The organism is Sediminibacterium sp. KACHI17 (assembly GCF_040362915.1).
GTDB lineage: Bacteria > Bacteroidota > Bacteroidia > Chitinophagales > Chitinophagaceae > Sediminibacterium.
Map to the genome: position 1 here is coordinate 2,078,346 of NZ_AP029612.1, position 22,123 is coordinate 2,100,468.

The window sequence follows — 22,123 nt, forward strand, 5'->3', positions numbered from 1 at the left end:
ATTTTGGGTTATGAAAAAATATGTATTGTTGTCCGGATGGATCCTTGCTTTCTTAGTATCTGCAGCGCAGACAAAAACTGCCACTAAATCGCCTACAGCACTAGCAAACGGACGGAATATTCCTATCACACTCACTCCATTAAAAAACTGTAAAGTATATCTAGGCAGTTATTTGGGTACGGGAAGAACACTGGTTGATTCTGCAATATTGAATGATAAGAGTCAGGGTGTGTTCAAAGGTGATAAAAAATTGCCCGGAGGTATCTATTTCGTGGTATCGCCACAAATGACCATTCAGTTTGAATTGTTAATGGATGATATTCAGCATTTCTCAATTAAAGGTGATACTACCTTAAAAGATCAGGCTGAAATCACCGGCTCAAAAGACAATGATCTTTTTAAAAGTTATACCGCTTATTCGATCGAGAAGGGACAATTGAGACAGCAATTGAGCAATGCTTATAAAGCAGCTACGAATAAATCAGATTCTACGCGTTTATATAATTCATTGACAGCATTAGATAAAGAAGTGCAGCAGTATCGGATGAATATTGTTCAACAACATCCGAACTCTCTACTGGCCATGTTTTTCAATACCATGAAAACTCCGGAAACACCGGCCATTCCTGTTATAAATGGTAAACCGGATTCCACTTATCCATTCCGCTATGTAAAAGAACATTTTTGGGATGATGTAGCTTTCAATGATGATCGCTTATTACGCACACCCTTCTTTGAGCCTAAACTTGACGATTATTTCAGGTATTATGTGTCACCTGAGCCTGATTCCATCATTGAAGAGGTAAAGTATATGTTATTATCTGCCAGAACAGGAAAAGAGATCTATCCTTATTTGCTGACCAAGTTCACCAATAAGTATATGAATCCTGAATTCATGGGACAGGATAAAGTCTTTGTATACCTCTTTGAGAATTTTTATGCGAAGGGAGACACAATGATCCTAAATCCTGCTTCACGAAAAACGGTGACAGAAAGGGCCTATAGTCTAATGGCAAATCAACTGGGCAAACCTGCACCGGTATTGAATTTAACGGATACTACCGGAAAGATCGTATCGTTATACGGATTGAAATCGGCCTTTACTGTTGTTGCTTTCTGGGATCCCAATTGCGGACATTGCAAAGAAGAAATGCCAAGATTGGATTCTTTCTACAGAAGTAAATGGAAAGCATTGGGTGTAGCCATTTATGCTGTGAATATTTATGAAAATGAAGTGCCGGCATGGAAAAAATTTATTGCAGAGAAAAAGTTAGCAGGCTGGACACATACTTATCAGACAAAGGCTGCCAAAGAAGCAGAAGAGAGAGCAGGAGCGCCTAATTACAGGCAACTGTATGACATATTCAAGACACCGACATTATACCTCTTAGATAAAGACAAAAGAATCATCGCCAAGCAACTAAGTCTGGAGCAGTTTGATGATTTGATCGTTACAAAATCGAAACAGAAATAGCCGTCAGAAAATACAAGCAGGGACATTAACCAATACCAAGCAGTAAGACGTTCTACATCTAATCATAAATTTTATTTATTGAAACTATAAAAAACATAAATAAAATTATACTGTATGATTGTTTCATTTTTGCGGCATGAATACAAAAAAGCCTACTCAGATCACCATTGCCAGAGGCGATGGGATCGGTCCGGAGATCATGGACGCAACGCTTCGAATCTTAACAGCCGCTGGTGCTGATCTTGAAATTGAAGAGATTGAAATAGGTGAAAAGATTTATCAGCAAGGTCATTCAGCAGGAATTCTACCTGAAGCCTGGGACAGTTTGAGAAAAACCAGGGTATTCTTAAAAGCACCCATCACAACACCACAAGGTGGCGGATTCAAGAGTCTGAATGTAACTACCAGAAAAGTACTGGGTTTATTCGCCAATGTTAGACCCTGTGTTTCTTATCATCCTTTTGTAGATACCAAACATCCGGAAATGGATGTTGTGATCATCCGCGAAAACGAAGAGGATCTCTATGCAGGTATTGAGCACCAGCAAACAGATGAGGTATATCAATGTCTTAAATTGATATCACGCCCGGGAACAGAAAAGATCATTCGTTATGCTTTTGAATATGCGAAAGCTTATAACCGAAAAAAAGTGACCTGTTTCACAAAAGACAATATCATGAAAATGACTGATGGTCTTTTTCATAAAGTATTTGATGAGATTGGCAACGAGTATCCGGATATTGAAAAAGAACACTGGATCGTGGACATTGGTGCGGCTAAACTGGCAGATACCCCTGAAAAGTTTGATGTCATTGTAATGCCCAACCTATATGGCGATATTCTCAGCGATGTTGCTGCACAAATAACAGGATCTGTAGGCTTAGCAGGCAGCGCCAATATCGGCGATGGATTTGCCATGTTTGAAGCCATTCATGGATCAGCACCGAGGATCGCAGGAATGAATAAAGCAAATCCTTCAGGTCTTTTATTAGGAGCCATTCAAATGTTGGTACATATTGGTCAACAAGATGTGGCTGAAAAAATTCAAAATGCCTGGTTACGTACACTGGAAGATGGAATGCATACCTATGATATTTTCAAAGAAAATCTTTCAAAGGCAAGACTGGGGACCAAAGAATTCGCAGATGCTGTCATTGAGCGACTAGGACAAAAACCACAGCAACTGAAGCCCATCAGCTATTCAAATCAATCCGCCAATTTCAAGATCACATTGAAACCACAGCAGGAAGTTGTAAAGAAACTGGTAGGTGTAGATGTATTCATCTGCTCAAAACAAAGAGACCCTGAATCACTTGCAAAACGATTACAGGTTTCCAACAGCGATGAACTAAAACTAAGCATGATAACCAACAGAGGTACCAAAGTATGGCCCGATGGATTCCCGGAAACATTCTGTACTGACCACTGGCGTTGCAGATTCAAACCCAATAACGCTTCCAAGATCAACTATGCAGATGTACTCACATTGATGAAAAGTATCCATGAAACAGATCTTGAGATCATCAAAACAGAAAATCTGTATGAATTCGATGGTGTTGCCGGATATACCGCTGCACAAGGACAATAACACACACCAAATCACTTTATATGAAACAACAATTAATGGATGGTCGTTTCACAAAACAAGAAGCTCTACATATCTTATCTGCTTTGTATGGAGCCAAGATCGGGTTTCATGAGGAGAAGATCAGAACTACAGAGATGAATGAAGAAGATATCAAACACTCTGAAAAAAAGATCAAGCAATTGCAGCAAACATTTTCAGAGTTGAGATATAAAATTCAGTCCAACAAAAATGAGGTGCTGGATATTCATGCAGCGATCGAAGTAGCACTATAAAAAAAGGGCTGATACAAATCAGCCCTTTTTTTATACCAATTCTTTTACAACATTCCAGATCACTTTAGGTTTTCCTAAAGTATAGTAGTGTAGTACAGGTACTCCAAATTCTTTTAATTCCTTAGATTGCTGAACCAGCCATTCAGTTCCTACCTGCTCACACTCTGCATCGGTCTTGCATTTCATGATAGCATTGGAAAGATCTGATGGAATATCGACATGAAATATTCTGGGAAGTACTGACAATTGCTTTTTATTCGTCAATGGTTTTAAGCCCGGAATGATCGGAACATTGATCCCCATTGCTTTACAGGAGTTCACGAAATCAAAGAATTTCTGATTATCAAAAAACATTTGAGTCATGATATATTCTGCTCCGGCATCAACTTTCTGTTTTAATTTTTGCAGATCGATATCCAGATTGGGTGCTTCAAAATGTTTTTCAGGATACCCTGCTACACCGATACAGAATTTTGTTTTACCACCATTTTTTATATCATCGTCTAGGTAAATACCATTGTTCATATTATTGATTTGCTGTAACAAATCAATCGCATAATGATTACCGCCTACTTCAGGTTCAAAAGAAGCTTCATTTTTAGCAGCGTCGCCCCTTAGTGCCAGTACATTATCAATACCTAAGAAATCAAGGTCGATCAAGGCATCTTCTGTTTCACGCTTGGTGAAACCACCGCAAATGATATGGGGAACTGCATCTACCTGATAATGGTTCATGATGGCCGCACAAATACCTACTGTGCCCGGACGTTTTCTGACTTCTACTTTTTCGAATGTGCCATCTCCCTTTTTCTTGAACATGGTTTCACTTCGATGGTAGGTAACATTGATCCATGATGGCTTAAACTCCATCAAAGGATCCAGATGGTCATAAAGCGATACAATGGTCTTACCTTTTAATGGAGGCAATACCTCAAAAGAAATCAGCGTATCTTTTGCCTGCTGTATATGTTCTGTAATTTTCATGATTGCTTACTTGCTGGGTATTAAACTGCTGCAATATACAGCCTTGTCAGCGTTACAAAAACATCTGTTAATACCTAGTATGCTTTATGGCATGCAAAACAGATGCCTTAGTTTTGTAGAAAATCATCCCACTTGAATATTACGATACATACCAAAGACCTGCTTAAGAGTTACAAAGGAAGAACCGTTGTAAACAATGTAAGTATTGAAGTTCGCCAGGGTGAGATCGTGGGGTTACTGGGGCCCAACGGAGCCGGCAAAACCACTACTTTTTATATGGTAGTAGGCCTGATCAAACCGGATGAAGGAAGTGTATTCCTGAATGATATAGATATTACACGTTTGCCCATGTACAAAAGGGCACAAATGGGCATAGGTTATTTGCCGCAGGAAGCCAGTGTTTTCAGAAGCCTGAGTGTAGAAGACAATATTCTATCTGTACTGGAAATGACCAAGCTCACCAAACAAGAGCGTCTCACTAAGCTGGAACAGTTATTGGATGAATTCAACCTGCATCATGTCAGAAAAAACAATGGTGACAGTTTAAGCGGTGGTGAGCGAAGAAGAACAGAGATCGCCCGTGCTTTGGCAGTAGACCCCAAATTCATTTTATTGGATGAACCTTTTGCCGGTGTCGATCCGATCGCCGTGGAAGATATTCAAGGGGTAGTAGCCCGATTGAAGTATAAGAATATTGGTATTCTGATCACAGACCACAATGTGAATGAAACCCTCTCTATTTGCGATCGTGCTTATCTGTTGATCGAGGGTAAGATATTTAAACACGGATCCGCAGAACAATTGGCGGATGATGAACAAGTGAGGCGTCTCTATCTGGGTACAAATTTTGAGTTACGCAGAAAAGACTGGATCATTGAAATGGGCAAAACACATACAGCTCCTGCAGAATAGTATTGTCAACTTAGCATCACACATTAGCATTTTTCACGGGTATTCCTTATTTTGCTGACATCAACCATGAAACTGCTCAGTCCCGCGATATCCCGTTTGGCCCGCTTCAGGCATTGGCGCATTGAACAATGGGTGACTGATCCAATAGCAGCACAACGTGAAGTGTTACAAGACCTCGTCACACACGGACAATATACCGAGATCGGCAGAAAATATGGTTTCACCTCTCTATTTAACATTCGAAAATTCAAGGCTGCAGTACCCATCCATGAATATGATGACCTGAAACCATACATCGAAAGATTGATGCAGGGCGAACAGAATCTTTTATGGAATACACCCGTGAACTGGTTCGCAAAAAGTAGTGGTACCACCAGTGATAAAAGCAAGTTCATCCCTATCACACAAGAAAGTTTGGAAGATTGCCATTATCAGGGCGCAAAAGATGTTTTGACTTTATACTATCACCAGCGAAATGAAAGTGATCTGTTGACAGGAAAGGGATTGGTCATCGGTGGCAGTCATCAGATCAGTAAGGTGAATGAAGAAGTAAATTATGGTGACCTTAGCGCCGTACTATTACAAAATACACCCATCTGGGCCAACTGGATCAGAACACCTGACTTATCCATTGCGTTGATGGATGAATGGGAAGAGAAAATTGAAAAATTAGCACAGTCTACGATACCCGAACCTGTTACTTCAATATCTGGAGTACCCACATGGACATTGGTACTCATCAAAAGAATATTAGAGATCACGGGTAAGCAAACCCTTAAGGAAGTGTGGCCAGGATTAGAGCTCTACATACACGGCGGTGTTTCATTTACGCCCTATCGTGAACAGTTTGAAAGATTGATTGGAGACGGTTGTACTTACTTGGAAATGTACAATGCCAGCGAAGGATTTTTTGCAGCGCAGGATGATCCGAAGGAAGAAGGAATGTTATTGTTTCTGAATCATGGTATTTTCTATGAATTCATGCCGGTGGAAGAATACGGCAAAAAAGATCCGATGACCATTGGTCTGGATAAAGTTCAGATCGGAAAAAATTATGCATTGGTCATCAGTACCAATGGTGGTCTGTGGCGTTACCTCGTTGGAGATACTATTCAGTTCACTTCACTATATCCTTTTAGAATCAAAGTAAGTGGCAGGCTCAAACAATACATCAATGCATTTGGTGAAGAAGTGATCGCTGATAATAGCGATAAAGCCATTGCTATGGCTTGTGAAAAAACAGGGTTATTTGTAAAGGATTACACTGCTGCGCCTGTATATTTTGGTGATCATAGTAAAGGTGCGCATGAATGGTTGATCGAGTTTGAGCAATCACCTTCTTCTACAGATCAGTTTGCGTATGAACTGGATTGTGCATTGAAAGCATTGAACAGCGATTATGAAGCGAAGCGATATAAAGACATAGCATTAACCCTTCCAAATGTAATTGCAGTTCCCCAAGGATTATTTCATCAATGGCTCAAAAGCAAAGGGAAGCTGGGCGGACAGCACAAAGTGCCTCGCTTGAGTAATGACAGAAAATACATCGATGATATCAAAATGATGATGCATCAACACTAATATTCAAAGAACCCACTTACAACATCTCTGATAAATTCATTTTATTTGTAGCTGTTATCAAAAGAATCAACATGAAACTACTTGAAGGAAAAGTATCCATTGTTACCGGTGCTGCAAGAGGAATTGGTGCAGCCATAGCATTAAAACTTGCTGAGCAAGGCAGTCATATCGCATTTACGTATGTTAGCGACAGTAGTGCAGAAAAAGCCGCAGCTTTGGAAGCAGAATTAAAAGCTTTGGGTGTAAATGCCAAAGCCTGGAAAAGTAATGCCGGTGAGTTTGCAGAATGCGAAAGCTTTGTGAATGAAGTCATCAAAGAATTTGGTACGGTAGATGTTTGCGTGAACAATGCGGGTATTTCAAAAGACAATCTTTTGCTTCGCATGACAGCTGAACAATGGGATGATGTCATGGATATCAACCTCAAAAGTGTCTTTAATATGACCAAGCAGGTTATACGTCCCATGATGAAAGCCAAAAATGGCAGCATCATTAACATGAGTTCAATCATCGGTATCAGAGGTAATGCCGGACAAAGCAGTTATGCGGCCAGCAAAGCTGGTATCATTGGTTTTACAAAGTCTGTTGCACATGAGCTCGGCAGTAGAAATATCCGTTGCAATGCCATTGCACCGGGGTTTATTGAAACCGATATGACCCATTACCTGAAAGATGGTGAAGGAGCAGCCGAGTTTTTAAAGAAGATTCCTTTGGGAAGATTTGGAAAGACAGAAGAAATTGCAAATACCACGCTCTTTTTGGCAAGTGATATGAGTAGTTATATCACAGGCCAGGTATTGAGTGCTTGTGGTGGTCTGAATATCTAATCCTTTTACTGAATTGATATCTTTCAAGCCGCTATCGATCCACTCAAGATAGCGGCTTTATTCCCCTATTTATATAGACTTCTCACCGAAACGGGTTTAGAAATAATTTTAATTCCCTGATTTTCAGTATTTTAGAGGAATTGTTTCGGCTTATTTTTTTGTTAAACAAATGTTTAAGCTTGCAATTTGTTTAATCGCCTGTTACATTTGCAACTCTCTATGGCTAAGCGAATTATAAATATTTTTCTGATACTCGTTTTGTCAGTACAGATACTTCCTGTTCAACAAATGGGAAAAATGCTGTACTGCAACCAGTTTACAGAGGAAATTCCACACAGCTTAGATCATAATCAGGAAAACGCAAAACAATCTGAATCAAAAAGCGATTTCATTTCTACTCCTGAATTAGCACTACTATATGTGAATGGTTCTTCCAACTTAATTCGTCCAATTACATCAGATGTGATTCCGCAGAACCATACGAACGAGATTCATGTTCCCCCACCGAATTGCTGATCCTATCCTCTAAGATTAGCAACTTTTACCTCTTCCTTAATTCAATCATTGCATGAAGAAATATTTAAAGCATGCAGGTGCCGACGCATCTGCATCAATTGTTGTACTACTGGTAGCATTACCACTGTGTTTAGGTATTGCACTTGGTTCCGGAGCTCCCCTCTTTTCCGGAATTATTGCGGGCGTAGTAGGTGGTATCGTTATCGGTTTCTTGAGCGGGTCACAACTGAGCGTGAGCGGTCCGGCTGCCGGACTAACAGTTATTGTTGCAACAGCCATCACTAAGCTTCAGGTTTATGAAGCATTTTTACTGGCGGTTGTGATTGGAGGTTTGTTACAAGTTATTTTGGGATTCCTGAAAGCAGGTGTAATTGGGGATTATGTACCCAATGCTGTTATCAAAGGAATGTTAGCAGCGATTGGTTTGATCTTGATTCTGAAACAATTCCCGCACCTCATTGGCTACGATACCGATTTTGAAGGAGATGAATCCTTTATACAAGCAGATCATCAAAATACATTTACGGCTTTATTTGAAGCAGTGAAATATATCACTCCAACTGCATTGGTCATTGGAGTAATATCCATCTTACTGCTGATGTTTTGGGAAAGTAAATTCATCAAAACAAAAAAGTCATTGAAATTATTTCCGGGTGCATTGATCGTGGTATTGGTTGGAACTTTATTCAATGAATACCTGCGCTTATCCGGCAGCAGTTATGCATTGGAACAAAAACACCTGGTGACCTTACCTGTTGCTGAAAATGTAGGATCATTTTTATCCTTCTTTACATTCCCTGATATTCAATTCCTGAAAAATCCAGACGTATGGATGTCAGGAATCACATTGGCAATTGTTGCCAGTCTGGAGACTTTATTGGGTATAGAAGCAGCAGATAAACTAGACCCCCTGAAAAGAGTTACTCCAACCAACAGAGAACTCAAAGCACAAGGCATTGGCAATATGGTTTCAGGAATGATCGGTGGTCTACCACTTACCTCTGTTGTTGTACGAACCTCTGCTAATATTTCTGCAGGTGCCAAATCAAAAATGTCTACCATCTTACATGGTTCCATGATGTTGCTCTGCGTCATGTTCGTACCAACTATTCTGAATAAGATCCCATTATGTGCACTGGCCGCTGTATTAATTTTTACAGGATATAAACTGGCCAAAGTTTCTTTGTTCAAAGAGTTTTATGTAAAAGGATGGAATCAATTTGTGCCTTTTGTTGCTACAATAGCAGCAATTCTTCTCACAGATCTCCTGATCGGTATCCTTGTGGGAATTTGTGTGGCATTATTCTTCCTAATAAGAAGTAATTTTAGATCGGCTGTAATGGTGGTGAATGATGATAATAATTATCTCATTCGTTTCAGAAAAGATGTTTCTTTTTTGAATAAACCCATTGTAAAAAAGAAGCTGGAAGAAGTTCCTAAAAATGCTTTTGTAATCATAGATGCTGAAAGAGCTGATTTTATTGATAAGGATGTGATAGAAGAAGTGAATAATTTCTTATGCCACGCTCACTTGAAGAAGATCAGGGTTGAAGTGAAAACAGGTCAAGGCAGAGCCTCAAAAAATATATTTACCATCCCTCAAATCACTGAAGATGAAAATTTATGAAAAGTTACTCTTAGAAAACAAAGCCTGGGCAACTGAGAAAATACAGGATGATCCTGAATATTTCAGTCGTCTTGCCGATATACAAAAACCTGATTTTCTCTGGATCGGGTGTAGTGATAGTCGCGTACCTGCCAATGAGATCACCAATACGCAACCGGGTGAAATATTTGTACATCGTAATATCGCCAACATGGTGGTACATACAGATGTTAACCTGTTAAGCGTTTTAGATTACGCCGTTACGCATTTGAAAGTAAAACATGTCATCGTTTGCGGACATTATGGTTGCGGTGGCGTTAAAGCTGCTATGACGAATCATGACTATAAGCAGGTATTGAATATGTGGTTACGTAATATCAAAGATGTATACCGAATTCACAGAGACGAATTGAATAGCATGGCTGATGAGCAGCAAAAATTTGACCGACTGGTTGAACTGAATGTTCAGGAACAGGTAATTCACCTGGCCAAAACATCCATCATTCAAAGGGCCTGGAAAAATGAACAACGACCACACTTACATGGCTGGGTATATGGTTTGAAAGATGGTCTGATCAAACCTGTATTTGAAATGCCTGCCAATACCAATATTGATCATTTGTATGAGTACGATGATCTGTAAATTATCTAGGGGACAGGATATTTATTGTCCTGTTCCCGATTTTGGTTCTTAAATATGCGTTAAAGACCTTATTTATCAGGCTTTGAGAGAACAATACGCTTAAAGTTCTGTTATAGAACGGGCTAAATTATTCATAACTTTCTTTGACAAACAATCATTATGGCCAAAGAGGCAAACAGCTCACCAGCGGGTGCAGCACGGAAATTTTTTGCATTGTTGAATCTGGACAGGAAGGACGTTTCTGCCGTATACGCATTCGCCATCCTTGCCGGATTGGTTCAGCTATCACTTCCTTTAGGAATTCAAACCATTATCAGTTTCGTAATGGCTGGATCTATTTCCACATCCATTGTGGTATTGATTGTTTTAGTAGTGGCGGGTGTTTTTCTGTATGGTCTGCTCCAGGTAAGACAAATGCAGATCATTGAAAAAATCAAGCAAAAAATATTTACGCGCTACTCTTTTGAATTTGCTGATCGTATCCCTAAACTCAATATTGAAAAACTCGATAACTACTACCTGCCGGAACTGGTCAATCGTTTCTTTGATACCATCTCTCTGCAAAAAGGTATTGAGAAGATATTGCTGGATATCCCTACAGCACTGATACAAATCGTATTTGGTATCGTATTACTCTCATTCTATCATCCTGTATTCATTGGCTTTGGATCTGTATTGCTGCTGTTGTTGTATATCATTTTACGCAACACACTTCCCAATGGATTTTCAGCAAGTATGCAGGCCAGTGACTTCAAATACAAAACCGCTTCTTGGCTGGAAGAAATTTCCAGATCAATCAAATCATTCAAGTATTCACGTGGTACTTCTCTCAACGTAGAAAAAACGGACATCCTTGTTACAAGTTATCTCAACTCAAGAACAACATACTTTAATATCTTATTGGCCCAGTTCTGGAGTCTGATTGGATTTAAAGTGATCATCACCGCTGCTATGTTAATCGTAGGTGTGGTACTCTTGGTTGATCAACAAATCAATATCGGTCAGTTCATAGCTGCAGATATTGTGATCATCACTGTTATGAACTCCATCGAAAAACTGATCATCAATCTCGATAATGTTTATGACGCATTAACATCTATCGAAAAGATGGATAAGGTAACGGGTGCAGAAACTGAAAAATCAGGCACAGAACTGATCAGTAAAACCGGAGAAGCTATTCGTGTACGTTTTTCCAATGTGAGTTTCCGTTATCCTGATGGTGGGAATGTTTTACAAAACGTAAACTTCGTTTTGAATCCGGGAGAGAAACTATGTATCATGGGTAATTCCGGATCAGGAAAATCTACTGCACTCCGATTATTGACTGGCGCTTTCAGAAATTTTGAAGGCAGCGTTCTCATCAATGATATTCCTATCGGCAACTACAACGTTGGATCTCTAAGAGCGTCCACTGGTATTTTATTGAGCCAGCAGGATATCTTCCAGGGCACTTTATGGGAAAACATCACCATGGGTAATAAAGACATCTCTATCGCAGAGATCACAGATACATTGAAGCTTTGCGGACTCAGTGATTTTCTGGAATCATTACCTGATGGACTTGATACATCATTAGATCCTACCGGAAAAAGATTACCGATGAAGATCCGACAAGGGATCTTATTAGCGCGGGCATTGGTAGGACATAGAAAACTAGTGTTATTGGAAGATCCTTTTCACGGTTTGGAAGAAAAAAATAAACAAGAAGTATTGTCTTTCTTGAGAAATGATACTGAATCAACCATCATTATCACATCTACAGACAGTGAAGTAGCAAAGAATTGTGATAAAGTGCTTTACCTGAATCGCGGAGTTGCTGAATCTTTTGGCAGCTGGGATGCGGTGTCTAATCAACTTAATGCATAATCGTATGAGCAAATACCTGACTTGTGAACCTGAAAAAGAGCTAGAAAAAAACGAACTACCCTCGTTTCGTAATATTTATCATATCAACCGTACCAGCAGAGTGCGTAAGTGGTTATGGGGGTCATTGATATTGGTAGTACTTGTGATGTTTCTTCCATGGACACAAAATATTCGTGCGCGCGGATTGATCACAACACTTAAGCAAGAACAAAGACCTCAGGAGTTAAACTCAATCATTGGTGGTCGCGTTGAAAAATGGTATGTAAAAGAAGGTGACTTTGTACAAAAAGGGGATACTATTTTACAACTGGGAGAGGTAAAAGTTGAATATTTCGATCCTGCATTATTGGAAAGAACAGGATTACAGATCGACGCCAAACAAAATGCAGCAGAAGGATATCAGAACAAAGCACTCACTGCTTCACAACAAGTAGTAGCATTAGAAGAGGGTAGAGAACTGAAGCTTTCACAAATAGATATCAAACTCAAACAACAACAACTCAAAGTAGAGAGCGATAGCATGGATCTGGGTGCGGTACAAAATGAATTAGCCGTTGCTAAAAGACAGATTGATGCTGCCAAAGCCATGCTCGATAGTGGCGTTATTTCATTGGTTGATTTTGAAAGACGAAAAATTGCATTTCAAAATGCTACAGCCAAAAGAATCGGTGCAGAAAATAAATACCTGCAATCAAAACAAGAGCTTACTGCCTTAAGGATCGAGAAAAACACGGTGATACAGGATTATACTGATAAGATCGCAAAAGCAAGAGGTGATCAGTTCAGTGCCATGTCAGATAAAGCTTCCAGTGATGCAGAGGTAGCAAAATTGAAAAACGCCTACTCAAACTATGATATGCGTAACAAGCTATACTATGTTACTGCACCTCAAAGTGGACAAATCACAAAAGCCAGAAAAGCGGGTATTGGCGAAATATTGAAAGAAGGAGATATGATCGTCGAGATCGTTCCAGATAATATTCAATATGCAGTTGAATTGTTTGTAGAGCCAATGGATATGCCACTTTTATCGAAAGGACAGAAAATACGTTTTGTATTTGACGGTTTTCCTGCTATCGTCTTTAGTGGATGGCCTGCAAGTTCGTATGGAACTTTCGGAGGATTGGTTACTGCTATTGAAAATTCAGTAAGTACCAATGGTAAATTCAGGGTATTGGTAACTGAAGATCCTTCTGATAAAGCATGGCCTAAGCTTTTGAGAATAGGTGGAGGAGCCAACGGGATTGCATTGTTGAAAGATGTTTCTGTTGGTTATGAATTATGGCGAAATATCAATGGATTCCCGCCAGAGTATTATCAACCGGCTACCAGTACCACTACAACAAAGAATAAAGAGTCAGCGAAATAAAGCATGTTCATGAAAGGAATTGTATTCATTTTAGGATTGGTTTTCACGCTTCAAAGTACAGCGCAGGTATTGAATGCGGATGCATTCATCAAATTGGTGCGTAACAATCATCCGATCGCTAAACAGGCATTGATCGGAATTCGTAAGGCAGAAGCTGATCTCTTAAGTGCCAAAGGCGGATTTGATCCATTGATCGGTATGGATGCCAGCAGAAAAACATTTGATGGTAAGAACTACTATTTCTATACCAATCCTGAAGTGAAAATTCCTACCTGGATCGGTGCTGATATCAAAGCCGGTATTGAAAATAATGGCGGTCAGTTTTTGGCGAGAGAAACAACTGCCGGACAAACCAGTTATCTCGGAATTGAAATGCCGATTGCAAAAGGATTGTTGTTGGATAAAAGAAGAGCCACACTTCAGCAAGCGCGTATCTATCGTGATATGAGCGAGCAAGAACAATTGAATGCGCTAAACAATCTATTATTCGACGCTTACCAGATCTATTGGCAATGGGCCGGTTCTTATCAGTTGTACAATATCTATTCAAAATTTGTAAGTATTGCGCAGGACCGTTTTCGTTTAGTAAAGATCGCTTTTGAAAATGGCGACAGAGCTACCATTGATACTATCGAAGCTTTAACGCAACTCCAGCAATTTCAGCTGGTACAAAATGAAGCGCTCTTGCGATTGACCAATACGACACTGGAATTATCAAACTATTTATGGGATGAACAAGACAGCGTTTATTTATTACCACCCAGAGTTGTACCTGATACTTTGCAGTTCATGCAATACGCACAGCTTCCTGCAGAAAATGAAATTCTCCAACAGGCACTTACGATCAACCCTTCTATCAGATCGTATGATTTTAAATTGAATGCACTGGAAGTTGATCGAAGACTCAAGCAACAAAATCTACTGCCTACCATCAACCTGAAAGCCAATCTGCTTAACAGCGGATACAATGTTTTTAAGGGCTGGAATAGTGCATTGTTTCAAAACAACTATTTGTGGGGCATTGATGTCAAATTTCCGATCTTCTTGAGAGAAGGAAGGGGAGACTATAAGAAGTCTGTATTGAAGATCAAAGAAACCAATTATGAGCTTTCATTGAAAAGAAGAGAAGTTGAAAACAAAGTAAGATCTTATCTAAATGAAACAACACAGCTTGAACAACAGCTTGTCATTGCTCAGAGTGCTTATAAGAATTTTCAAAGCTTACTAAATGCAGAGTATCTAAGGTTTCGTAATGGTGAGAGCTCATTGTTTCTTGTAAATACACGAGAAAATAAAGTGATCGAGACAGCTGAAAAAATGATCTCACTTCGTATCAAGTATCTCAAATCACGTTACGCAATTGATTGGGCTTCGGGATTATTACGCTGATTCAAAAACAATATTTTTCCGACGGATATACGCATGCCATAACATGAATGAGGCAATCGTTCTATAAGGCTTCCATGATTCTGTTATTGCTAGCAGTTCTTCTTTATTCGTATCAGCAGGTAATTGTTTGACATACTTTAAACTATTTATCAGAGCAATGTCTCCAAAAGGAAAGAGGTCAGTACTGTGCAAGCACATCATCAAAAAAACATCTACTGTCCAATGACCAATACCCTTGATACGGGTGAGTGCAGCTCGAATTTGTTCATCAGAAGAATTCGTAAGCTGCTCGATAGTAATAGACCCCTCAATAAAAGCCTGGGCTAAACAACGTGCATATACTGTTTTTTGTCTGCTGAAATAACACATTTTTAGTTCTTCATCTGTCAGTTTCATGATTTTCTCGGGTTGAATTTCACCGATAAAACTTTTCAGCTTCACAAATGCTGCCTTCGCTGAAGCTAAGGAGACTTGCTGTTCCAGGATAATATGTATCAATGTAGCAAATGAAGGTTCTCTACTCCAAAATGGAGGATATCCATAGTTCTCCAGTATCTGTAATAAATGTGGGTCTTTTTCAGATAATCGACCACAAATCACTACAAGGTCTTTTTCATTAAACCTTGATCCTGCTGTCATGATTGTTTTTCCTTAAACTTTGCGATCGCTTTTTTACTGTATTCGCTCAAGATCAATCGTCCACTGATCTTAGCACGCTCTTTCAACAACTCATCCCAATGCTCGGTACCCGCCCAAAATATTTTCTTCATTTCGTGCATAGCCTCAGGACTGGAATTAGATAGTGTGGTTGTCATTCTGGTTATAGAATCATCCATGCCCGCTACATCTGCATGTAATTCAGCAAACAATCCTTTTCGTCTGGCCCAATCTGCCGGCCTCCACATCGATGCGTCAATGGCTAATTGGGAAAATGCCGAAGTGCCGATCTTTCTTTCCACAGCTGGCCCTACTACAAAAGGACCTATCCCTACTGCAAGTTCACTTAGTTTAACGTCTGCACCTTCCACAGCTATTGCATAGTCTGCTGCTGCCGCAATACCTACACCTCCACCCACACACTTTCCCTGAATTCGAGCAATGATCAATTGAGGAACTGTTCTCATCGCATTGATGACGTGAGCAAAACCATTGAAGAATTTTGATCCGGTTGCTTCATCTGTGATCGATGAAAGCTCATCAAAAGAAGCGCCAGAACAAAACACTTTTTCTCCCGCAGATCGAAGTACAATCACTTTCGTTTCATGATTCAATCCTTCACTATGAATTGCTTTTGCAAGTGCATCCAGGATCTTTCCGGGTAGCGAGTTGCGTTGCGGATGATAAAACTCAATAGTAGCAATACCATGCTCACGTTCCACTTTTACATAACCCTCTTTAATTTCTTCGATCATAACAATAGTTTTTCAAGTTAATGATTAGGCTTGTTAGCTTTTTCTTTCCACCATCGTCAAAATAGTAGCAACTCCGGTGATCTCACCGGTTTCATCCATGATCTCTACCAGCCATTTCACAATTCCTTTATCAATATCCGTAGGTTCCTTTTTTTCTTGCCTTGTTTTCTCTTTACAAGTAAAACGAACCTGTATCTCTGATCCTGGATATACGGGCTTTGTAAATCGCAACTCATCAATACCATAATTCAGTAATACCGGATTTTTATCATAACTGCTTACAAAGAGTCCGGCTGCTAAACTCATGATCAGATAACCATGTGCAACTTGTCTCTCGAACATTGTACCTGAAAAATCAGTATCTCTTAAATGCGCATAAAAATGATCCCCACTTAGATCAGCAAACTGATCGATATCTTCTGCGGTGATCAGTCTTTTTTCAGTCAATAACTGATCTCCTATTTGTAATTCATCAAAATACTTTTTGAAAGGATGTATCCCTCCGGTATTTCCCTTCGCACCAGGCTGATAAATATTGCTGATCGCAGTGATCATATCCGGAGAGCCCTGGATAGCTACTCGCTGCATATAATGTTTCACACCCCGGATTCCACCCATTTCCTCACCACCTCCGGCTCTGCCCGGACCCCCATGCACCAATAATGGCAACGGCGAACCATGTCCGGTACTCTCTTTGGCACAATCACCATTCAACACTAGGATACGTCCATGATACATACCCGCTCCTAAGACATAGGATTTAGCAATTTTTTTATCGGCAGTAACGATTGAACTCACCAAAGACCCCTTACCCATTTTAGCGAGTTGTATTGCATCTTCTAAATGGTCATAAGGCATGAGTGTTGAAACCGGACCAAATGCTTCGATCTCATGTACTTCTTTGGACTGAAATGGATGTTCATTCAGTAATAGCAAGGGACTCATGAATGCTCCTTTCTGCGCATCTGCATCAATGACTTGTACACTATCTAATGATCCGTAGATCAGTTGTGAAGAAGCCAATAATTTTTGAACTTGTGCTCTTACTTCTGCGCGTTGCGATTCACCTGCCAACGATCCCATTCTTACTTTTTCATTCAATGGATTACCGATCGTTGTTTGTGATAAATATTTACCTAGTGCGATCTGTACATCTTCGATCTTATCTGCAGGCACAAAAATTCTACGGATAGCTGTACATTTTTGTCCGCACTTGGTCGTTATTTCTTTTCTGACCTCTTTCAGAAAGATATCCCACTCTGGCATATCGGGAGTTACATCATTCCCTAAAACGATACAATTCAATGAATCTGCCTCCATCGTAAAGGGTACGTTTTGCGATAGAATAGATGGCGTTGATTTCAACATCAGCCCTGTAGAAGCAGAACCTGTAAATGTTACCACATCTTGTTCGGTAACATGCTGTAACATATCGCCTGCACTTCCACACACCAGTTGTAATGCCCCATCAGGGAGAATACCCGAAGCAATGATCTCGCGGACCACTGCTTCTGTTAGAAAAGAGGTAACTGTTGCAGGTTTAACAACTGCCGGCATTCCGGCCAGCAGATTCACCGCAATTTTTTCAAGCATACCCCATACCGGAAAATTGAATGCATTGATATGAACAGCTACACCTTCTTTGGGTACCAGTAAGTGATGACCCATGAATGTATTGGCTTTACCCAGCACATGATGTTCTCCATCAAGACAATATGATTCATCAGGGAACTTTCTTCTGAGTGAGGCATAAGAAAATAGATTTCCAATTCCACCTTCAATATCTACCCAGCTATCGGCTTTGGTTGCCCCTGTCTGATAGCTGATCTGATAAAATTTATCCAGATGATTGCGTAGGTATAGTGCCAGATTTTTCAGCATCAACCCGCGCTCATGAAAACTCATTTTTCGGAGTGCAGGATTGCCGGTTGTTCTGGCATATCGTAAAATATCTTTAAAGTCGATTCCTTTAGTAGAAGCGGTAGCGATCTGTTCGCCCGTAACTGCATTAAACAAGGGTTGTCCTTCCCCATCTCCGGTGATCCATCGTCCCAGAATAAAATTTTCAAGCTTAGCCATAGCAATCGTTTAGAACAACAAAGCTAACGATTGATCGCTTTGTTTGTTGACCGGATCAACATATTTAACGCGGTAACAAACCAAACTGTCTGGCATGGTGAGTGACATGTTTATAATGCAAGAGTATCCATTCTTCAAAATTGAGTGGACCAAATACAGGATGTGCGATTTTCAGATCCGGATGAAGTTCATAAAATTGGAAAAACTTTTCGATTGCTGCTTTCAGGTGTAAAATGGCCGTTGAAAGATCCGGTGTTGTAACAGGTAAGGGCTCTTCAGGTAATACCGGAGCTTTTGTATTTTCTCGAAACTGCTTATCGCTTAAAAGAAACTCTTTGAATTTTGGCAAGTGTTCTTCTGGTGTAACCAATGGGAAATGCAGCTCATTGGTGGATACTTTGAAGAACCCGGTAACATGTTCTACCATTTGCTGAACACTCATTTTCCCCCAGAGAGCTTCGGTATCTGCTGATAAATGCGCCACCGATTCAGGAAAAGAGGTTCTGATATACAAGGCTTTCTGCTGATCCATTTTTTTCTGCTAAGGTAATGGTATTGTAATGAGCAAAAGTTCATAGAAAAGCAATCTTTGTTTTTTATATTGCAGATATAAAATGTCCAACTGCTTAAACTGTAACGCTGCTCTTACCGCTACACAAAAATTTTGTGGCGAGTGTGGTCAAAAGACTGCATTGAAGCGCGTGAATTTACATGATGTCTTACATGATGCTGTTCACTATTTCACACATGCCGATAAAGGTATTTTTACCTTACTGAAATCACTTGTGCTACAACCCGGATTAGTAGCCAAAGAATATGTTGAAGGGAAAAGAAAGAAACATTTCCCGCCCTTGAACTTCTTCTTGATCGTAGCTGCGGTCTATCTGATCTTAGGAAGTATTACAACAAAATATGGCAATACAGCTCTTCAAAAAAGATATCGCAGTAATAATTATGCATCTGCACAGCAAATAACAAAGCCCGATGCTTTAAAGCAAGCAGAAGGTATCAAGCGGATGGAAAAAATGGTTAAAATTGGTCGCTTTTTTTCCAAGTATTCCAATTACGTAGCCATGTTTGCTGCGCCACTGATCAGTTTACTGATTTGGCTCTTATACTTCAAAGGCCGATATAACTTTACAGAGCATCTTGTTGCTAACTTATACCTCATCGGCTTCACGAATCTGTTTCGATGTATGATCATTTCTCCAATTGCAATACTCTTCAGTATCCCAACTGAAAACAGAAGCCTGCAATTCGGATTTATGCTATTCGAAGTTGTATACAGGACCTTTTTCTACTACCGCTTTATGGGCGAGTACAACCTGGCAGGGAAAGTCAAAGCTTTCTTAGTTGCTGCAGGTACCGCCATATTCTGGAGTGCATTGATAGCTGCTATCTTTTACTTTTACATTGTTTGGGGTTAACAATATAAGTTACACGATAGGCAATTCAATACTGAATGTAGTTCCCTTATTAGGTTCTGATTCAATATTCAGTGATCCGTTCAACTTAATGATCAGGTGTTTGACCAACATTAGACCAAAGCCATATCCCTTTTCACCGGAAGTACCTTCGGTTGATTCTTGTTCTCCGTATAATATTTGATGAATTGTATCCTGATCCATCCCCGATCCGGTATCTGTGACTTTGATCGATAATTTTTTGGTCCTGCTTATAACAATCGATAATTGAACAGTAACCTGACCGTTTAACGGTGTGAATTTGATGGCATTTGAAATGAGGTTACCGGTGATCTGTAATAATTTGTTTTTCGAAAAAGGAATGTCTTCTGTTTTGCTATCTGTAACCACTCGGAATGTGATATTCTTATTTGCCGCCTGCGGTGCGAACAACTTTTCGATCTTTTCTTTAAAGCTAAGCAGGTTATATTCATTAGCCCCTGCTTCATGAGAAGGATTATCTATCTTCTTTTCGGCACTTAATATCTCATCAGCCAATTCCAATAAAGAGTGGCCGCCTTTCTGGATCATGGACACCAATTGCAATACATCTTCCAGCTTATTATCATTTCCTTGTTCGCTAATCAACTGTGCCAAACCTACGATACCGGACAATGGACCTCTGATATCATGTGCAATTTTTTTCTGAGTCTCTTTTGCTTCTTTCACTCGGTTCTTTAAGCCATTGATTACCCGAATTACCATGAGTCGATTCACAATTTCATCAGCAATGATCTTCAGCATTTCTACCTTTTCGGGGCTAACTTCTTTACCGATCGTATCCAATACACACAAGGCCCCCAATGGAAGTCCATCACTCGTTTGCAATGGCACGCCAAAATAATAGCGGAGGTTTGGATCATCCTTTACATAAAACTTATCCTTGAAGCGATCATCAGCAGACAGATCTTTTACTTCAAAGAACTGATCTGATACAATCGTATATTGACAAACAGAATCCTCCCTTGGCATTTGCTCAATCTCTAGTCCGAAATTAGAGACAGTCCACTGTGTGAACGAATCAATCATATTCACCAATGAGATATTGGTACCTGCTACTTTAGCTGCAAGCTTGGCTAAATCTTTAAAATTTTCTTGTAACGATGAATAATCCAGATCGAATTCAGATAATTCAATCACGCGTTGCATTTCTTTTTCTGGTAATGGGGCCGGCATTAAGATATTTTTGGGTAATAAAGATACCAACAGGAAGGAAATAATGATCAAGTTAATGCTATTTAATAATTATGCTACAAGCTTGTCATACAAACCACTACATTTTATATATGAGCGCCAACAGTAAGTATGATACTGTATTAATTTTTCTATATTTAACCGATAATCAAAACCATAAAAACAACCTACTCTGCTGGTTTGTTTGTTTTGCTGATCAAATGTTTTGCTGAGCATCTACAGATTATACGATTACTGGTTAAGAAAAAAAATTCAGTAAAAAGATGCCTTAAAAAAAATATTAATCTCTTTTTGATGCAGGAACAAGATATTATTGAAAAAACAGAATTGTTCGTTAGAGATACTTTACAACACAGCGAAAGCGGACATAATTGGTTTCATATCGAGCGTGTTTGGAAAAACGCAAAACACATAGGCCAATATGAGCCTGTAGATATGCTTGTTGTTGAACTAGCGGCGCTTTTACATGATATAGCAGATTCAAAATTTTATAATGGAGATGAAACCATCGGACCTAAGATGGCGCGGAATTTTTTAGAAAGCCAAGGTGCGGATACTGCGATTATTGAGCATGTTATTCATATCATGGAAAACATGTCATTCAGATCCGGATACGATACACCTTCTTTTATATCCCCGGAATTACAAGTAGTGCAAGATGCAGACAGGCTTGATGCAATTGGTGCAATCGGCATCGCCAGGGCTTTTCATTATGGTGGTTATAAGAACCGCGAGATCTATGACCCGGGTATACCACCCGATCTCCATATGGACAAAGAAGCGTATAAAAAAAGCACTGCGCCTACCATCAATCATTTTTATGAAAAATTGTTGTTGTTAAAAGATAAAATGAATACCAATACCGGTAAGAAGATCGCCGAAGAGAGACACAGTTTCATGGAAAAATATCTACAACAATTTTATGCAGAATGGAATGGAGAAGCTTAA

At 39.6% G+C, this 22,123-nt stretch carries 19 protein-coding genes; 13 read left to right on the forward strand and 6 right to left on the reverse strand.

Annotation, left to right across the window (positions count from 1 at the left end; all coding sequences use genetic code 11):
- Nucleotides 1-10 precede the first annotated feature (10 nt).
- From ABXG83_RS09265 to ABXG83_RS09275, 3 genes are all read left to right on the forward strand, one after another.
- Complete coding sequence (locus ABXG83_RS09265; protein WP_353548573.1) at nt 11-1,474, forward strand: redoxin domain-containing protein; 1,464 nt, start codon at nt 11-13, stop codon at nt 1,472-1,474.
- 136 nt (nt 1,475-1,610) lie between these two features.
- Nucleotides 1,611-3,062 (forward strand): NADP-dependent isocitrate dehydrogenase, encoded by a 1,452-nt coding sequence (locus tag ABXG83_RS09270; protein WP_353548574.1) that lies wholly within the window; start codon nt 1,611-1,613, stop codon nt 3,060-3,062.
- Between the two features lie 20 nt (nt 3,063-3,082).
- The gene (locus tag ABXG83_RS09275; RefSeq protein WP_353548575.1) at nt 3,083-3,334 is read left to right on the forward strand and encodes a hypothetical protein; all 252 of its coding nucleotides are present in this window, start codon (nt 3,083-3,085) and stop codon (nt 3,332-3,334) included.
- A 30-nt stretch (nt 3,335-3,364) separates the two neighbouring features.
- On the opposite strand, the gene metF is transcribed toward ABXG83_RS09275, so the two are convergent.
- Nucleotides 3,365-4,318: a methylenetetrahydrofolate reductase [NAD(P)H] gene (metF, locus tag ABXG83_RS09280; protein ID WP_353548576.1), complete on the reverse strand. Its 954-nt coding sequence runs from the start codon at nt 4,316-4,318 to the stop codon at nt 3,365-3,367.
- 132 nt (nt 4,319-4,450) lie between these two features.
- Between metF and lptB the strand changes: the two genes are divergently transcribed.
- The 8 genes from lptB (at nt 4,451) to ABXG83_RS09320 (ending at nt 15,027) form a co-directional block, all read left to right on the forward strand.
- Entirely contained in the window at nt 4,451-5,230 is a 780-nt protein-coding gene (gene lptB / locus ABXG83_RS09285) for an LPS export ABC transporter ATP-binding protein (RefSeq protein WP_353548577.1), read from the forward strand.
- A gap of 66 nt (nt 5,231-5,296) precedes the next feature.
- Nucleotides 5,297-6,811, forward strand: coding sequence for a GH3 auxin-responsive promoter family protein (locus ABXG83_RS09290; RefSeq protein WP_353548578.1), 1,515 nt, complete (start codon nt 5,297-5,299; stop codon nt 6,809-6,811).
- A 71-nt stretch (nt 6,812-6,882) separates the two neighbouring features.
- The gene (fabG, locus tag ABXG83_RS09295; protein WP_353548579.1) at nt 6,883-7,638 is read left to right on the forward strand and encodes a 3-oxoacyl-[acyl-carrier-protein] reductase; all 756 of its coding nucleotides are present in this window, start codon (nt 6,883-6,885) and stop codon (nt 7,636-7,638) included.
- 568 nt (nt 7,639-8,206) lie between these two features.
- Nucleotides 8,207-9,781 carry a SulP family inorganic anion transporter gene (locus tag ABXG83_RS09300; protein ID WP_353548580.1) on the forward strand — a complete coding sequence of 525 codons (1,575 nt, stop codon included), beginning with the start codon at nt 8,207-8,209 and terminating at the stop codon, nt 9,779-9,781.
- Complete coding sequence (locus ABXG83_RS09305) at nt 9,768-10,403, forward strand: carbonic anhydrase (protein ID WP_353548581.1); 636 nt, start codon at nt 9,768-9,770, stop codon at nt 10,401-10,403. The genes ABXG83_RS09300 and ABXG83_RS09305 overlap by 14 nt, the downstream gene beginning before the upstream one ends.
- Nucleotides 10,404-10,562: 159 nt before the next feature.
- Nucleotides 10,563-12,269, forward strand: a complete 1,707-nt coding sequence (locus tag ABXG83_RS09310) for an ABC transporter ATP-binding protein (protein WP_353548582.1) — start codon at nt 10,563-10,565, stop codon at nt 12,267-12,269.
- A 4-nt stretch (nt 12,270-12,273) separates the two neighbouring features.
- Entirely contained in the window at nt 12,274-13,638 is a 1,365-nt protein-coding gene (locus tag ABXG83_RS09315) for an HlyD family efflux transporter periplasmic adaptor subunit (protein ID WP_353548583.1), read from the forward strand.
- A gap of 9 nt (nt 13,639-13,647) precedes the next feature.
- Nucleotides 13,648-15,027: a TolC family protein gene (locus tag ABXG83_RS09320; protein ID WP_353548584.1), complete on the forward strand. Its 1,380-nt coding sequence runs from the start codon at nt 13,648-13,650 to the stop codon at nt 15,025-15,027.
- Here ABXG83_RS09320 and ABXG83_RS09325 read toward each other — a convergent pair.
- The 4 genes from ABXG83_RS09325 to ABXG83_RS09340 form a co-directional block, all read right to left on the reverse strand.
- Entirely contained in the window at nt 15,019-15,666 is a 648-nt protein-coding gene (locus ABXG83_RS09325; protein WP_353548585.1) for a DNA-3-methyladenine glycosylase 2 family protein, read from the reverse strand. The genes ABXG83_RS09320 and ABXG83_RS09325 overlap by 9 nt on opposite strands.
- Nucleotides 15,663-16,439: an enoyl-CoA hydratase/isomerase family protein gene (locus ABXG83_RS09330; protein ID WP_353548586.1), complete on the reverse strand. Its 777-nt coding sequence runs from the start codon at nt 16,437-16,439 to the stop codon at nt 15,663-15,665. The genes ABXG83_RS09325 and ABXG83_RS09330 overlap by 4 nt, the downstream gene beginning before the upstream one ends.
- Before the next feature lie 33 nt (nt 16,440-16,472).
- A complete protein-coding gene (gene paaZ, locus ABXG83_RS09335; protein ID WP_353548587.1) occupies nt 16,473-18,518 on the reverse strand; it encodes a phenylacetic acid degradation bifunctional protein PaaZ in 2,046 nt (681 codons plus the stop codon).
- Between the two features lie 64 nt (nt 18,519-18,582).
- Complete coding sequence (locus tag ABXG83_RS09340; protein ID WP_353548588.1) at nt 18,583-19,050, reverse strand: DUF1569 domain-containing protein; 468 nt, start codon at nt 19,048-19,050, stop codon at nt 18,583-18,585.
- A gap of 82 nt (nt 19,051-19,132) precedes the next feature.
- Here ABXG83_RS09340 and ABXG83_RS09345 point away from each other — a divergent pair, with 82 nt between their 5' ends.
- Nucleotides 19,133-19,945: a DUF3667 domain-containing protein gene (locus tag ABXG83_RS09345; protein ID WP_353548589.1), complete on the forward strand. Its 813-nt coding sequence runs from the start codon at nt 19,133-19,135 to the stop codon at nt 19,943-19,945.
- A gap of 9 nt (nt 19,946-19,954) precedes the next feature.
- Here the strand turns inward: ABXG83_RS09345 and ABXG83_RS09350 are convergent, their stop codons facing one another.
- Nucleotides 19,955-21,157, reverse strand: a complete 1,203-nt coding sequence (locus tag ABXG83_RS09350; RefSeq protein ID WP_353548590.1) for a GAF domain-containing sensor histidine kinase — start codon at nt 21,155-21,157, stop codon at nt 19,955-19,957.
- A 312-nt stretch (nt 21,158-21,469) separates the two neighbouring features.
- On the opposite strand from ABXG83_RS09350, the gene ABXG83_RS09355 reads away from it, so the two are divergent.
- A complete protein-coding gene (locus ABXG83_RS09355) occupies nt 21,470-22,123 on the forward strand; it encodes an HD domain-containing protein (protein ID WP_353548591.1) in 654 nt (217 codons plus the stop codon).

Coding starts and splice junctions, on each gene's coding strand:
- ABXG83_RS09265 (WP_353548573.1), top strand. CDS start 11: ATGAAAAAATATGTATTGTTGTCCGGATGGATCCTTGCTTTCTTAGTA.
- ABXG83_RS09270 (WP_353548574.1), top strand. CDS start 1,611: ATGAATACAAAAAAGCCTACTCAGATCACCATTGCCAGAGGCGATGGG.
- ABXG83_RS09275 (WP_353548575.1), top strand. CDS start 3,083: ATGAAACAACAATTAATGGATGGTCGTTTCACAAAACAAGAAGCTCTA.
- metF (WP_353548576.1), bottom strand. CDS start 4,318: ATGAAAATTACAGAACATATACAGCAGGCAAAAGATACGCTGATTTCT.
- ABXG83_RS09290 (WP_353548578.1), top strand. CDS start 5,297: ATGAAACTGCTCAGTCCCGCGATATCCCGTTTGGCCCGCTTCAGGCAT.
- fabG (WP_353548579.1), top strand. CDS start 6,883: ATGAAACTACTTGAAGGAAAAGTATCCATTGTTACCGGTGCTGCAAGA.
- ABXG83_RS09300 (WP_353548580.1), top strand. CDS start 8,207: ATGAAGAAATATTTAAAGCATGCAGGTGCCGACGCATCTGCATCAATT.
- ABXG83_RS09305 (WP_353548581.1), top strand. CDS start 9,768: ATGAAAATTTATGAAAAGTTACTCTTAGAAAACAAAGCCTGGGCAACT.
- ABXG83_RS09310 (WP_353548582.1), top strand. CDS start 10,563: ATGGCCAAAGAGGCAAACAGCTCACCAGCGGGTGCAGCACGGAAATTT.
- ABXG83_RS09315 (WP_353548583.1), top strand. CDS start 12,274: ATGAGCAAATACCTGACTTGTGAACCTGAAAAAGAGCTAGAAAAAAAC.
- ABXG83_RS09320 (WP_353548584.1), top strand. CDS start 13,648: ATGAAAGGAATTGTATTCATTTTAGGATTGGTTTTCACGCTTCAAAGT.
- ABXG83_RS09325 (WP_353548585.1), bottom strand. CDS start 15,666: ATGACAGCAGGATCAAGGTTTAATGAAAAAGACCTTGTAGTGATTTGT.
- ABXG83_RS09330 (WP_353548586.1), bottom strand. CDS start 16,439: ATGATCGAAGAAATTAAAGAGGGTTATGTAAAAGTGGAACGTGAGCAT.
- paaZ (WP_353548587.1), bottom strand. CDS start 18,518: ATGGCTAAGCTTGAAAATTTTATTCTGGGACGATGGATCACCGGAGAT.
- ABXG83_RS09340 (WP_353548588.1), bottom strand. CDS start 19,050: ATGGATCAGCAGAAAGCCTTGTATATCAGAACCTCTTTTCCTGAATCG.
- ABXG83_RS09345 (WP_353548589.1), top strand. CDS start 19,133: ATGTCCAACTGCTTAAACTGTAACGCTGCTCTTACCGCTACACAAAAA.
- ABXG83_RS09350 (WP_353548590.1), bottom strand. CDS start 21,157: ATGCCGGCCCCATTACCAGAAAAAGAAATGCAACGCGTGATTGAATTA.
- ABXG83_RS09355 (WP_353548591.1), top strand. CDS start 21,470: ATGCAGGAACAAGATATTATTGAAAAAACAGAATTGTTCGTTAGAGAT.